Annotated in this window: 13 protein-coding genes; all 13 read left to right on the plus strand. The window is 68.7% G+C overall.

Annotated features, from left to right (window positions below):
• Position 1: 1 nt before the first annotated feature.
• On the plus strand, positions 2-391 hold the full coding sequence (locus tag ASC81_RS06655; protein ID WP_056263976.1) for an STAS domain-containing protein: 390 nt from the start codon (positions 2-4) through the stop codon (positions 389-391).
• The gene (locus tag ASC81_RS06660) at positions 366-779 is read left to right on the plus strand and encodes an anti-sigma regulatory factor (RefSeq protein WP_056263979.1); all 414 of its coding nucleotides are present in this window, start codon (positions 366-368) and stop codon (positions 777-779) included. The genes ASC81_RS06655 and ASC81_RS06660 overlap by 26 nt, the downstream gene beginning before the upstream one ends.
• Positions 780-786: 7 nt before the next feature.
• Positions 787-1,776, plus strand: a complete 990-nt coding sequence (locus tag ASC81_RS06665) for a SpoIIE family protein phosphatase (RefSeq protein WP_056263981.1) — start codon at positions 787-789, stop codon at positions 1,774-1,776.
• Between the two features lie 14 nt (positions 1,777-1,790).
• A complete protein-coding gene (locus ASC81_RS06670) occupies positions 1,791-2,669 on the plus strand; it encodes a sensor histidine kinase KdpD (protein WP_056264397.1) in 879 nt (292 codons plus the stop codon).
• The gene (locus ASC81_RS06675; RefSeq protein ID WP_056263984.1) at positions 2,666-4,657 is read left to right on the plus strand and encodes a response regulator; all 1,992 of its coding nucleotides are present in this window, start codon (positions 2,666-2,668) and stop codon (positions 4,655-4,657) included. The genes ASC81_RS06670 and ASC81_RS06675 overlap by 4 nt, the downstream gene beginning before the upstream one ends.
• A gap of 98 nt (positions 4,658-4,755) precedes the next feature.
• On the plus strand, positions 4,756-6,261 hold the full coding sequence (locus ASC81_RS06680) for an ATPase domain-containing protein (RefSeq protein WP_056263986.1): 1,506 nt from the start codon (positions 4,756-4,758) through the stop codon (positions 6,259-6,261).
• Positions 6,239-7,801, plus strand: a complete 1,563-nt coding sequence (locus ASC81_RS06685; protein ID WP_056263990.1) for an ATP-binding protein — start codon at positions 6,239-6,241, stop codon at positions 7,799-7,801. The genes ASC81_RS06680 and ASC81_RS06685 overlap by 23 nt, the downstream gene beginning before the upstream one ends.
• Positions 7,802-7,925: 124 nt before the next feature.
• The gene (locus tag ASC81_RS06690) at positions 7,926-10,727 is read left to right on the plus strand and encodes a pitrilysin family protein (RefSeq protein WP_056263991.1); all 2,802 of its coding nucleotides are present in this window, start codon (positions 7,926-7,928) and stop codon (positions 10,725-10,727) included.
• Positions 10,728-10,765: 38 nt separating this feature from the next.
• Positions 10,766-11,188: a VOC family protein gene (locus tag ASC81_RS06695; protein ID WP_056263994.1), complete on the plus strand. Its 423-nt coding sequence runs from the start codon at positions 10,766-10,768 to the stop codon at positions 11,186-11,188.
• On the plus strand, positions 11,185-11,712 hold the full coding sequence (locus ASC81_RS06700) for a hypothetical protein (RefSeq protein WP_056263996.1): 528 nt from the start codon (positions 11,185-11,187) through the stop codon (positions 11,710-11,712). Before ASC81_RS06695 ends, ASC81_RS06700 begins: the two co-directional genes overlap by 4 nt.
• A 4-nt stretch (positions 11,713-11,716) precedes the next feature.
• The gene (locus tag ASC81_RS06705) at positions 11,717-12,007 is read left to right on the plus strand and encodes a putative quinol monooxygenase (protein WP_056263998.1); all 291 of its coding nucleotides are present in this window, start codon (positions 11,717-11,719) and stop codon (positions 12,005-12,007) included.
• Positions 11,997-12,482 carry a hypothetical protein gene (locus tag ASC81_RS06710; RefSeq protein WP_056264002.1) on the plus strand — a complete coding sequence of 162 codons (486 nt, stop codon included), beginning with the start codon at positions 11,997-11,999 and terminating at the stop codon, positions 12,480-12,482. The genes ASC81_RS06705 and ASC81_RS06710 overlap by 11 nt, the downstream gene beginning before the upstream one ends.
• Complete coding sequence (locus ASC81_RS06715; protein ID WP_056264005.1) at positions 12,479-13,111, plus strand: glutathione S-transferase; 633 nt, start codon at positions 12,479-12,481, stop codon at positions 13,109-13,111. Before ASC81_RS06710 ends, ASC81_RS06715 begins: the two co-directional genes overlap by 4 nt.

Genomic DNA, 13,111 nt, shown 5'->3' on the forward strand with positions numbered 1-13,111 from the left:
CATGGACCGCATCCCCATCCTCCAGATCGGCCGGCGCCTGCTGGTCACGATCCAGATCGACCTGATGGACCAGACCGCGCTGGCGCTGCAGGACGACCTGGCCGCCAAGATCGAACGCAGCGGCGCCACCGGCGTGCTGATCGACATCTCCGCGCTCGAGATCGTCGATTCCTTCATCGGCCGCATGCTGGTCAATATCTCCGGCATCGCCAACGTGCTGGGCGCGACTTCGGTCGTGGTGGGCATGCAGCCGGCCGTGGCGATCACGCTGGTGGAACTCGGGCTGTCGCTGGACGGCGTGCGCACGGCGCTCAATGTCGAGCGTGGCCTGGAACTGCTCAGCCGGGCAAACGCGGAGCAGTCAGATGACGACAGATCCGACTGGCGATGAAGGCACGGCGCCCGTGCGCAGCGAGACAGATGTCGTCCTCAGCCGGCAACTGGTACGCAAGCTGACGCAACAGATCAATTTCTCGCTGGTCGACCAGACCAAGATGATCACGGCGGCCAGTGAGCTGTCGCGCAACATGCTGATTTATGGCGGTGGTGGTGACATGCGCTGGACGCTGCACCGCGACGGGCTGCGTGCCGGCCTGACGCTGTCCTTCATCGACAACGGCCCGGGCATTCCCGACCTGGAGCTGGCGATGAAGGACGGCTGGACGTCCGGCAACGGCATGGGCAAAGGGCTGTCGGGCAGCAAGCGGCTGGTCAACGAGTTCGAGCTGGTCTCGGCCGTCGGCCAGGGCACCCGCGTGACCATCACGCGCTGGAAGTAGGCGGCCGATGCGCCCTTACCAACGCTTTCCTGTCGAGGATGCGAGCCAGGTCGGCGCGGTGCGCCGCGCGGCGCAGGCGCTGGCGGTCGAGCTCGGCTTCGACGAAGCCGCCGCCGGGCGCCTGGCGCTGGGCGTCACCGAGCTCGGCACCAACCTCGTCCGCCATGCCGGAGGCGGCGCCCTGCTGCTGGGCATCGATGGCGCAGCCATCGAGCTGCTGTCACTCGACACCGGCCCGGGCATGGACCTGGACCGCTGCCTGCAGGACGGCTTCTCGACTGGCGGCTCCGCCGGCACCGGGCTGGGCGCGGTCAGGCGCATCGCCAACCGGTTCTCGGCCTTCTCGCTGCCGCAGCGCGGCGCTGTCATCTCGGCGCGTTTCGAAGCCGCCGCGGGGCCTGTTGCGGCATCGCCCAGCGGCTTCACGGTCGCCGGCATCACCTTGCCGGCACCGGGTGAGCAGGTCTCGGGCGACGGCTGGGGCCTGCGCGTCAGCGACGGGCGCGCCATGCTGATGATGGCGGATGGACTGGGACATGGCCCGGAGGCCGCCAAGGCCTCGGACACGGCCCTGCACCTCTTCCAGGCCTCCGCCTTCAACGGCCCCGCGGCTGTGCTGGAGGATGCGCATGTCCCGATGCGCACCACCCGCGGTGCAGCCGTGGCCGTTGCGGCCATCGAGCCCACGCTGGATCGCTTGACCTTTGCCGGCGCCGGCAACATCGCCGGCCGGCTGATCTCGGGCGTCAGTGATCGCAGCCTGATGTCGCAACCGGGCACCCTCGGCCTGCAGATCCGACGGCTGCAGGACAGCAGCTATGACTGGCCCGAGCACGCCATCCTGGTGATGCATTCGGACGGCATCATTTCGCGCTGGAGCCTGGCCGACGCGGCCGGGCTGCTGCGCTGCGAACCCATGGTGATTGCGGGCTGGATCATCCGGGATCATTGCCGTGGCCGCGACGACGCCACGGTCGTCGTGATCCGGCGCCACTGATGCGCGGAGCCAACATGCATGAACAACCAGCCATCGACGTGCCGGCGCTGCAGGTGGCGCTGGCCGACGCGCGGCAACAGCTCGGCCAGCTGCAGCAGGAGCTTGAGGAGACCAATGGCGGCGTGCTGGCCCTGTACGCCGAGCTCGACACCCAGGCCCAGCAACTGCGCCAGGCGACCGAGCTGAAGAGCCGCTTCCTGGCCTATATGAGCCATGAGTTCCGCACGCCGATTTCGTCCATCCGCAGCCTGACGCGGTTGTTGCTGGACCGCGTGGACGGGCCGCTGACCGAGGAGCAGGAAAAGCAGGTCAATTTCATCCGCACCACCGCCGAGGAGTTCGCCGAGATGGTCAACGACCTGCTCGACCTGGCCAAGGTCGAGGCCGGGCGCATCGATGTGTCGCCGGCGTGGTTCGAGCTGGTCGACCTGTTCAGTGCGCTGCGCGGCATGTTCAAGCCGGTGCTCGTCACGCCCGACGTACAGCTGATCTTCGAAGAACCGCAGGGCACGGCGCAGCTCTTCACCGACGACACCAAGCTCGCGCAGATCCTGCGCAACTTCATCTCCAACGCGCTGAAGTTCACCACCGAGGGCGAGATTCGTGTGTCCGCCGTGCAGCAGGGCGACGTCATGGTCTTCTCGGTCACCGACACCGGCATGGGCATCGCGCCGGAGTTCCACTCCACCATCTTTCAGGACTTCTCCCAGCTCGATTCGCCCATCCAGAAGCGCCTGCGCGGCACCGGCCTGGGCCTGTCGCTCAGCAAGCGGCTGGCCGAGCTGCTCGGCGGCAGCATCGCGCTGCAGAGCGCGGCCGGCGTCGGGTCGACCTTCTCCGTCACGGTGCCGCTGCGGCTGGAGAAGCCGGCAGGCGGCGGGACGCCGGCATGAACGGCCGACCGCCATCCGGCACTTCGGGTCCGGGCGCCCGCAAGCTGGACCGCTCGCGGCACCGGCTGCTGGTGGTCAATGACGACCCGGTGGCGCGCTATGCCACCGTGCGGCAGCTGCAGTCGGCGGGCTTCCCCACCGTCGAGGCGGCCACCGGCGCCGAGGCCTTGGCCCTGGCCGACGAGAGCCTGTCGGCGGTGGTGCTCGACATCCACCTGCCCGACATCGACGGCCTGGAGGTCTGCCGCCGCCTGCGCCGCCAGCAGGCGACGTTCAAGCTGCCCGTCATCCACCTCACCGCGGCCTACCTGACGGACGAGGACAAGGTGCGCGGGCTGGACTCCGGGGCCGACGCCTACCTGACCCATCCGGTCGAGCCCGCCGTGATGGTCTCGACCATCCAGGCCCTGGTGCGCACGCGCGAGGCCGAAGACGCCATGCGCTTGAGCGAGGCCAAGTTCCGCGCCACCTTCGAGTGTGCGCCGGGCGGCATCGGCCTGGTCGACATCACCGACGGCAAGTTGCTGGACGTGAACCCGGCCATGCTGGCCCTGCTGGGGCGCGAGCGCCATGAGGTCGTGGGCCACTCGCTGCAGCGGCTGGCCGCGCCCGCCGATGCCGAGGCGGCTGCCACCTTCATGAGCAGCCTGGCCGCTGAAAGCGCCTATGCAGAGTTCCGCCTGCTGCGGCCCGACGGCAGGCTGATTCCTTCGGAATGGACGTCTGCCACCCACATCGAGCCGGGTATCGCCATGCTGGTGGCCACCGACATCTCGCAGCGCCTGCTGCTCGCCAAGCAGCGCCAGGAGCTGCTTGACCGGGAACGCAGCGCGCGGGGCACCGCGGAGCGCCACAGCCGGCTCAAGGACGACCTCATCGCCGTGCTGTCGCACGAATTGCGCACGCCGTTGAACATCATCCTGAACTGGGCGCAGATGCTGCAAAGGCGCAGCCGGCCCGAGCTGCTTGAGCGCGGCCTGGCCGCCATCGAGCGCAATGCCGTGCTGCAGGCGCGCCTGATTTCCGACATCCTCGACATGTCGCGGCTCAACCTCGGCAAGCTGCCGCTCAAGCTCGAATGGGTCACCGTCGGCAGCATCTTCGCAGCGGCGGCCACCGCGGCACAGCCGCTGCTGGAGCGCAGCGGCCACCACCTGCGCCTGGACACCGAGCGCGAGGATTTCAAGATCTACGCCGACGAGTCGCGCATGCAGCAGGTGCTGTGGAACCTGATGGGCAATGCGATCAAGTTCTCGCCGGCCGGCAGCGAGATCACGCTGAGCTTGAGGGTCCACGACGGCGGCGTCACCATGGCTGTCAAGGACCAGGGGCAAGGCATCGCTGCCGACTTCCTGCCCTTCGTGTTCGAGCGCTTCGCGCAGAGCGACGTGGCCAGCAACCGCCAGCACGGCGGCCTGGGTCTGGGCTTGGCCATCGTCAAGAACCTTGTCGAGTCGCATGGCGGCCATGTCTCGGTCACCAGCCCGGGCCTCGGCCAGGGCGCGCAGTTCAGCCTGTGGCTGCCCGGCGAGCCGTTGCTGGCGGCGCCGGGCGAGCCGGGCGAGGCCAGCAGCTTCGGTGCGCTGGCCGGCGCGCCGTCGACGCTGTTTGCGGGGCTGCGTGTCCTGCTGGTGGAGGACGACCCCGATGCCGGCGCCATGCTGTCGATGATCCTCAGCGAGCAGGGCGTGAAGGTCCATCTCGACACGTCGGTGGACGCGGCGCTGCAAAGCCTGGCGACCGGCAGCTTTGACCTGCTGATCAGCGACATCGGCATGCCTGGCCGCGATGGTTACGAGCTGATCCGCGAACTGCGGCAGCGCGAGGGCGCCGGTCCCGCCATGCCCGCCATCGCGCTCACGGCCTTCTCGCGCGATGCCGACCGGGCCAGCGCCATCGAGGCGGGCTTCAACGTCCATCTCGGCAAGCCGCTGCGCCCGCAGCGGCTGCTCTCCGAAGTGCTGGAGCTGGTCAACGCGGCACGCTGACTGAGGCTGTTAGGCCCGTTTCTAGCTTTCGTCCTACACATTTTGTGACCGGCATCAAGCAGCATGTCGCCGTGGCAAATCTTGGATTTGGAGATCCCATGGCCCCTGGCAACACCCGCATTGCGACTGGCATCCCCGGCTTGGACGATGTCCTGCACGGCGGGTTGAGCCCCGGGCGGCTGTACCTGATCGACGGTTCGCCGGGCACCGGCAAGACGACGCTGGCGCTGCAGTACCTCATGCATGGCGCACTCAATGGTGAGCGCACCCTGTATGTGACGCTGGGCGAAACCGCGGCCGAGTTGCGCAACAGCGCCGAGTCACATGGCTGGGACCTGAGCGGCATCGAGCTTGTCGAGCTCGTCGTCGACGAGGGCGATTTGCTCGGCGACACCGACCTAACGATGTACCACCCGTCGGAGGTGGAGCTGGGTGAGACCACCAAGCGCGTGCTGCAGGCCGTGGAGCGCTACAAGCCCACGCGCATGGTGCTGGACTCGCTCTCCGAGCTGCGCCTGCTGGCCCAGACCTCGCTGCGCTACCGCCGCCAGATCCTGGCGCTCAAGCAGTTCTTCAGCGGCCGGGGTTGCACCGTGCTTTTCCTGGACGACCGGTCGGGCGATGGCATCGACACGCAGGTCCACAGCATTGCCCACGGCGTGATCGCGCTGGAGCGCACGCTGCCGGCCTATGGCCCGGCGCTGCGGCAGCTGCACGTCACCAAGTTCCGCGGCAGCGACTTCGTCAGCGGCAACCATGACCTGCGGCTGGGGCGCGGCGGGCTGCAGGTGTTTCCGCGCCTCACGCCCAGCGATCACGGCAAGCCCTACCAGCGTGACGTGGTGCCGAGCGGCGTGCCGGCGCTGGACGAGCTGCTGGGCGGCGGCACCGAGCGCGGCACCGCGACGCTGCTCATCGGCCCGGCGGGTTCGGGCAAGTCCACCATCGCGGCGCAGTACGCCGTCACGGCCGCCCGCCGCGGTTCGCATGCGGTCATCTTCACTTTCGAGGAGTCGCGCACCCTGCTGCTCGACCGGCTGGCCAGCATCGGCCTGCGGGTCGAGGAGGGCAGCGGGCCCGGCCAGGTGGCCGTGCGCCGCCTTGACCCGGCCGAGGTGCTCCCGAGCCAGTTCACCAACATCGTGCGCCATGCCGTCGAGAACGACGGCGCCACCGTCGTCGTCATCGACAGCCTGAATGGCTATATGAATGCAATGCCCGAGGAAAGGGCCCTGACCGTGCAGCTGCATGAGCTGTTGAGCTATCTGAACAACCACGGCGTGGCGACCTTCCTGGTCGCGGCACAGTCCGGCATGCTCGGCATGAGCATGCGCAACCCGGTCGACACCAGCTATCTGGCCGATGCGGTGATGCTGTTCAGGATGTACGAGCATGCTGGCTCGGTGCGCAAGGCTGTCTCGGTGGTCAAGAAGCGCAGCGGCCCGCACGAAGACACCATTCGCCAGCTCTGGTTTGCGCCGGACGGTGTCCATCTGAGCCCGCCGCTGACGCATCTGCGCGGCGTGCTGGGAGGCGTTCCCGTCGAACTGGAGACAGGCCGGCACGAGGCAGAGTCCGAAGATGCTGGTTCAGGAAGACGCTGACCGCTCCTACAGCGAACGGGTCATCGTCATGGCGCCGACGGCGCGCGACGGCGACGTCACACGCAAGCTGCTTGCCGAAGCCCGCATCGAGGTCGTGCTGGCCACCGGCTGGCGACACGTCGAGGCGCTGATCGACGAGGGCGCCGGCGCGGTGATGCTGACCGACGTCAACTTTGCGGAGCCCGGGTTCGCCGTGCTGGTGGCCGTGCTGGAACGCCAGCCGGGGTGGTCCAACCTGCCGGTGCTGGCGCTTTGCCGCAACGGCCTGGAGACGCCCGCGCTGCGCGAGGCCCGGCTGCGCAATGTGACGACACTGGACCGGCCGACATCGATGCGCGCCATGGTCAGCGCCGTGCGCACCGCGCTGCGCGGCCGACGCTGGCAATACCAGATCCGCGACCAGATCGACTCCCTGGTACGGGCCGACCGCTCGCTGCGCCTGGCCGACCAGCGCAAGGACGAGTTCCTTGCCACGCTGGCCCACGAGCTGCGCAACCCGCTGGCGCCCATCCGCACCGGCCTGCAGCTGCTGGCGCGGCCCGTGCAGGACCCGGCCCGTGTCGAGAGCGTCATGCGCATGATGGACAGGCAGATGAGCCAGCTGCTGCGCCTCATCGACGACTTGCTGGAGGTGTCGCGCATCTCGACCGGCAAGCTGGTGCTTCAGCGCGAACCGCTGGACATGCGCCGCGTCGTCGAGATGGCGCTGGAAGCATGCCAGCCGCTGATCGAGCGCGGCGGCCACCGCCTGAGCGTGAAGTTGCCCGACGAGGCGCTGTGGGTGGACGGCGACCTGACGCGGCTGTCGCAGTCGCTGAGCAACCTGCTGAACAACGCGGCCAAGTACACGCCGGACGGCGGCGACATCAGCGTCACGCTGGCCCGTGCCGATGGCGAGGCCGTGCTGGCCGTGCGCGACAGCGGCGTAGGTCTGCCGCCCGACATGATCGCGCGGGTCTTCGACATGTTTGCCCAGGTCAACCGTTCACTGTCGCGCGCCCAGGGCGGCCTGGGCATCGGCCTGGCGCTGGTCAGGAGCCTGGTGACCATGCACGGCGGCCGCGTCAGCGCGGCGAGCGCCGGCCCGGGCCAGGGCAGCACCTTCACCATCGAGCTGCCGCTGGCACCGGAGGACAGCGTGCCCGCGCCGCTGCCTGCTGCTACCGAGCTTGAGCCGGCGCGGCCGGTGCGCATCCTCGTCGTGGACGACAACGACGATGCGGCCACTTCGCTGGCCATGCTGTTGTCGCTGTCGGGGCACGAAGTCGAGGTCGAGAACAGCGGCCAGGCCGCGCTGCAGAAGGCCGCGGACTTCCGGCCCCAGGCCATCTTCTGTGACCTGGGCATGCCGGGCATGGGTGGGCACGAATTTGCGACGCGGCTGCGCCAGGACGAGCGCTTTTCGTCCACGCTGCTGGTGGCGCTGACGGGCTGGGGCTCAGAGGAAGACAAGAAGCGCTCGCGCGCCGCGGGCTTCGATGCCCACCTGACCAAACCGGCTGGCGTGGATGCGGTGTCGGCACTGCTGGCAGCGCTCTAGCGTCGGGGCGTCCGGCGCTGGCCATCGCACCCAGCGCGGCGTCGGTAATGACGAAGGGGCGCCGCGCCAAAACCACGCAGAATCCCCGCCAAGCCGAAGATGCGGTGGATTGGAGAGAGACGAGATGACGATCAAGCTGGATGGGTGGGTGCCGCGAAGCCTGGGCATCGCCCTGCTGGGCCTGGCCCTGGGTGCGGCCCAGGCGCAACCTGCCGTCAAGGCCAAGCCGGCCGCGACCAAGGTGGCGGCGGCGGCCCCCACCGTGGTGGCCATTCCCGAGCGCGTGCGGGAACTGGCCGGCATCGAGGAATACCGCCTGCCCAACGGTCTGCAGGTCCTGCTTTTCCCCGACACGACGCAGACGACGACGACCGTCAACATCACCTACCGCGTCGGCAGCCGCCACGAGGTGGCGGGCGAGTTCGGCATGGCCCATCTGCTGGAACACATGCTGTTCAAGGGCACCGAGCGGCAGAAGGACATCCCCGGCGCGATGGCCCAGCGCGGCGTGCGCTTCAACGGCACGACGACGGTGGACCGCACCAACTACTTCGCATCGTTCAATGCGAATGCCGACACCCTGGCCTTCCTGCTCGACCTGGAAGCTGACCGCATGGTCAATAGCCGTGTCGCCAAGGTGGACCTGGACACCGAGATGACGGTGGTCCGCAACGAATTCGAGCGCGGCGAGAACCAGCCCTTTTCCGTGCTGAATCAGCGTGTGGCCGCCGCGGCATTCGCCTGGCATCCCTATGGCCACGCCACCATCGGCCCCCGCAGCGACATCGAGAACGTGCCCATCGAGAAGCTGCAGGCCTTCTACAAGCGCTACTACCGGCCCGACAACGCGACGCTCTTCATCGCCGGCCAGTTCGACAAGCCGGCCACGCTGGCCTTGATCAGCAAGCACTTCGGGGCTCTGCCGCGACCGGCTGCGCCGTTGCCGCAGCCCTACACCGTCGAGCCGGCCCAGGACGGCGAACGCACGGTGGTCGTGCGGCGCGTCGGCGGCCAGCCCATCTTGCTGGCGAGTTATCACGTGCCGGCCATCACCCACCCGGACACGCCGGCACTGATCGTCTATGGCCTGCTGATGAGCCTGCAGCCGAGCGGCCAGCTGTTCAAGCAGCTGGTGGAGCCCAAGCTGGCCGTGGCGGCCGGCATCGGCGGCGCGGGCGGGGCCGATCCCGGCACGGTCAGCGCCTTCGCGGCGCTCCCGCCCGATGCCGACGTGGCCAAGATCGAAACCCTGCTGCTGGACCTGGCCGAAGGCCGCACGGCCAAGCCGTTTGAGGAAAGCGAACTGGTGCGCGTGCGGGACATCGCCGTCAACAGCTACCGCCAGCAGATGAAGAACCCCGAGGCCCTTATTCAGCAGATCTCGGGCCTGATCGCCGCGGGCGACTGGCGGCTACTGTTCCAGCTGATGGAGGACATTCCGCGCGTCACCCTGGCCGACGTGGAGCGCGTGCGCGCCGCCTATTTCAGGCCGGCCAACCGCACGCTGGGCCGCTATCTGCCCGCCAGCAGCACCGAGCGCGTCGAGATCCCGGCGGCGCCGCCGCTGGACCAGCGCCTGGCCGAGCTCAAGGGCCCGCCCAAGGTGGAGGACGGCGAGCAGCTGGAGCCGGTGCCGGCGGTGCTGGAGTCACGCACGACGCGGGCGACATTGCCCAGCGGCATCAAGCTGCATACGCTCAAGAAGCAGACGCGTGGCAACACGGTGGTGCTGCAGATGCAGCTGCGCTGGGGCGAGCGCGATGCCACCTTTGCCCGCAAGGGCACCGGCCTGGTCGGCCAGTTGATGGACGAGGGCAGCGCGAGCTTCACCAAGCAGCAGTTGCAGGATGCGCTGATCAAGCTGCGTGCCAGCCTCAACATCACCAGCTACGACCAGGGCACTGCCGTCTTCATCAGCGCCGAGCGCGATACGCTGCTGCCGGCGCTGCGCGTGGCGGCCGATGTGCTGCGCAAGCCGCGCCTGCCGCAGGACGCCTTCGACCGCGAGATCAAGGCGGCCATCTCCGGCATCGAGGCCTCGCGCCAGGAGCCGAGCGTGCTGCGCCAGGAGGCCACGCGCGCCCACTACAACAAGGCCCGCGGCGTTTCGCTGGGGCACCCCGACTATGTGATGAGCGTGGACGAGCGCATCGCCGAGTTGAAGGCGACGACGCTGGACGACGTGAAGCGCTTTTACGCCGATTACTGGAGCGCCAACGACGCCCAGGTCAGCGCCGTGGGCGCCTTGCCTGACGGGCTGGCCGCCGAGGTCGACAAGCTCTTCGGCGACTGGAAGAAGCCAGCCGCGCCCAAGTACGTGCGGCACATCGAACAGCATGTGGCGGTACCGCCGGCGCGCTTCGACGCCATCGCGCGGGACAAGGCCAATGCCATCGTGCGGCTGCACCAGACCCTGCCGCTGAACAGCGAGGACCCCGACTATCCGGCGCTGGAGCTGGCCGCGCACATCTTCGGCGGCGGCGGGCTGGAAAGCCGCGTGTCCGAGCGCGTGCGCCAGAAGGAGGGCCTGACCTATGGCATCGGCTCCAGCCTGTCGGCGGGCTTCTGGGGCAATGCCGGCAGTTTCGCCATTCAGGCCAGCTATGCGCCGGACAAGCGCGAGCGCGTCATCGCCGTCGTCAAGGAAGAGGTGGCCCGCATGGCCGCCGAGGGCGTGACGGCGGCCGAGCTGGCGCGCGCCAAGCAGGACATCCTGGAAGGCCGCAAGCAGGGCCGCGCCGACACCGGCGCCCTGGCCGGCGGGCTGACCAGCCTGGCCGAGCGCGGCGAGACTTGGGGCCATGCGCAGGCCCGCGACGACAAGCTGGCCGCCGTCACCGTCGAGCAGGCCAATGCGGCCTGGCGCAAACACATCAACGCCGACAATTTCATCATTTCGACAGCGGGCGACTTCAAAAGTCCCTAGCCTTGGCGAGTTCCTCACCCCCTGCACCGGAGACTGCGATGAAGATCGAGCCCTATCTGTTTTTCGACGGTCGCTGCGAAGAAGCCATCGAGTTCTACCAGCAGGCGTTGGGCGCCAAGGTGGAGTTCATGATGCGCAACTCCGAAAGCCCCGAGCCGCCGCCGGAAGGCGTGCTGCCACCGGGCTCCGAGGACAAGATCATGCATGCCTCGGTCCACATCGGCGGCGCCCTGCTGATGATGTCCGACGGCATGTGCAACGGCGAAGGCAGCTTCAAGGGCTTCTCGCTGTCGCTGGACTGCCCCGATGAAAGCGCCGCGCGCGAGGCCTTCGCTGCGCTCGCCGATGGCGGGCAGGTGACCATGCCGCTGGGCAAGACCTTCTGGGCACCGCTGTTCGGCATGGTCAATGACCGCTTCGGCGTGGGCTGGATGGTCGGCGTGTCGCCAGACGCCGAGTGAAGGCGCCGTACCAGCTGCCCGCGCATCTGAAGGCCGACTGCTCGGCCTGCGTGGCGCTGTGCTGCGTGATCCCGCCGTTCGACGCGGTGCAGGGCTTCGGCTTCGACAAGCCGGCCGAGACGCCCTGCCAGCATCTTTGCGGCGACCACCGCTGCGGCATCCATGACGCGTTGATCGAGCGGAGTTTTGCGGGCTGCGTCGCCTTCGACTGTCTGGGCGCGGGGCAGCGGCTCACTTCACTGGCCGTCGAGCGCTTCGGCAGTGCCGACTGGCGTGCACGGCCCGAGGTGGCGCGCTGGTTGTTTGCCGCCTACCCGCGCATGCGACAGGCCCAGGAGTGGCTGGCCCGGCTGAGCCTGGCGGCCGCGGCCACCGGATCGGCAGACTTGCAGGCCGTGGTGGCCGAACTGGAAGCCGAGTCCGCGCAGTGGCCGGACTGGAGCGCCGATGTGCGCGCCGGGTGGCAAGCCCGGGTGCAGGCAGCGCTCGCGCCTCTCGCCGAGAATCGGGGCTCGATGAGGTGATGCGATGTATGGATTGATAGGCAGCTTCAAGGCTGCGGACGGCCGGCGTGCCGACCTGATGAAGCTGCTGCTGGCGGAGGCCAGCGCCTTGCCGGGCTGCCTGAGCTATGTGGTGGCCGAGGACCCGGCCGACGAGGTGACCGTCTGGGTCACCGAGGTCTGGACCGATGCCGACGCGCACAAGGCGTCACTGCAGTTGCCGGCCGTCAAGGCCGTCATCGCGCAGGCGATGCCGCTGATCGCAGCCTTCGGCGAGCACCGCGTAACCCGACCCGTGGGCGGCCATGCTCTCTGAGTTCGTCGAGCCGAAATGGCAGCGGCGGCGTGGCATCCGCAAGATCCATGTCGTCGCGGTGCTGAGCGCCGTGGTGTCGGCTGGCGCCGTGGTGCTGATGTTCAACGAGTTCGGCGTCGTGCAGGGGCCAGGGGGCGGCGAGCGCCAGTTGATCGCGACCGTCGACCTGCGCCTGGGAACGCCGGCGCTGGCGTTCGAGCGCGGCCAGGCGCGGGCACGCGCAGACCTGGAAGCCGGCCTGCTGAAGTTGCAGCGGGTGGGGCCGCCGCCGAGCAAGGCCGAGACAGCCCGGGACGCGCGCATGAAGCAGCGCTATGGCGTGGAGTGGGTCAGCCGCAGCGACCAGGCCACGCCGCTGACCCCGGCCTTTGCGGATGGCTACAACGGCGTGATGCGTGCCGAGATCGAGCGCCGCCACGGCAAAGCCGTCGCCGAGGGCCTGCTGGGCTTTGAGAACACGAGGAAGCAACCATGAAGCTGATCGGCATGCTCGATTCCCCCTTCGTGCGCCGCGTCGCGATCTCGATGCGTCTGCTCGGGCTGCCTTTCGAGCATGCGGCCATTTCGGTGTTCCGAGGCTTCGATGCCTTCCAGCAGATCAACCCGGTCGTGAAAGCGCCCACTTTGGTTTGCGATGACGGCAGCGTGTTGATGGACTCGACGCTGATGCTCATCTACGCCGAGGCGCTGGCCGGTCGCAGCCTGATGCCGACGGCACCCGCGGCGCTGGTGCGTGAGCTGCGCCTCATCGGCCTGGCGCTCGCCGCCTGCGAGAAGACTGCGCAAATCGTCTACGAGCGCGGCCTGCGCCCGGCCGAGAAGCGCCATGAGCCCTGGCTGGAGCGCGTCTCGGGCCAACTGCATGCGGCCTACGCCGAGCTGGAAGCCGAGCTGGCCGCCCAGCCGCTGGACATCACCGAGGCTGGCATTCGCCAGTCCGGCATCACGGTCGGCGTGGCCTGGACCTTCACGCAATTCGTGCTGCCGGGCGTGGTGCCGAGCGACGCCTTCCCCCACCTCGTGGCGCACGCGGCGGCCGCCGAAGTGCTGCCGGTCTTCGCTGCCATTCCCTGCGACGACGTGACGACGCTGCTGGCCCACTGA

The sequence above is a fragment of the Pelomonas sp. Root405 genome (assembly GCF_001425165.1).
GTDB lineage: Bacteria > Pseudomonadota > Gammaproteobacteria > Burkholderiales > Burkholderiaceae_C > Pelomonas.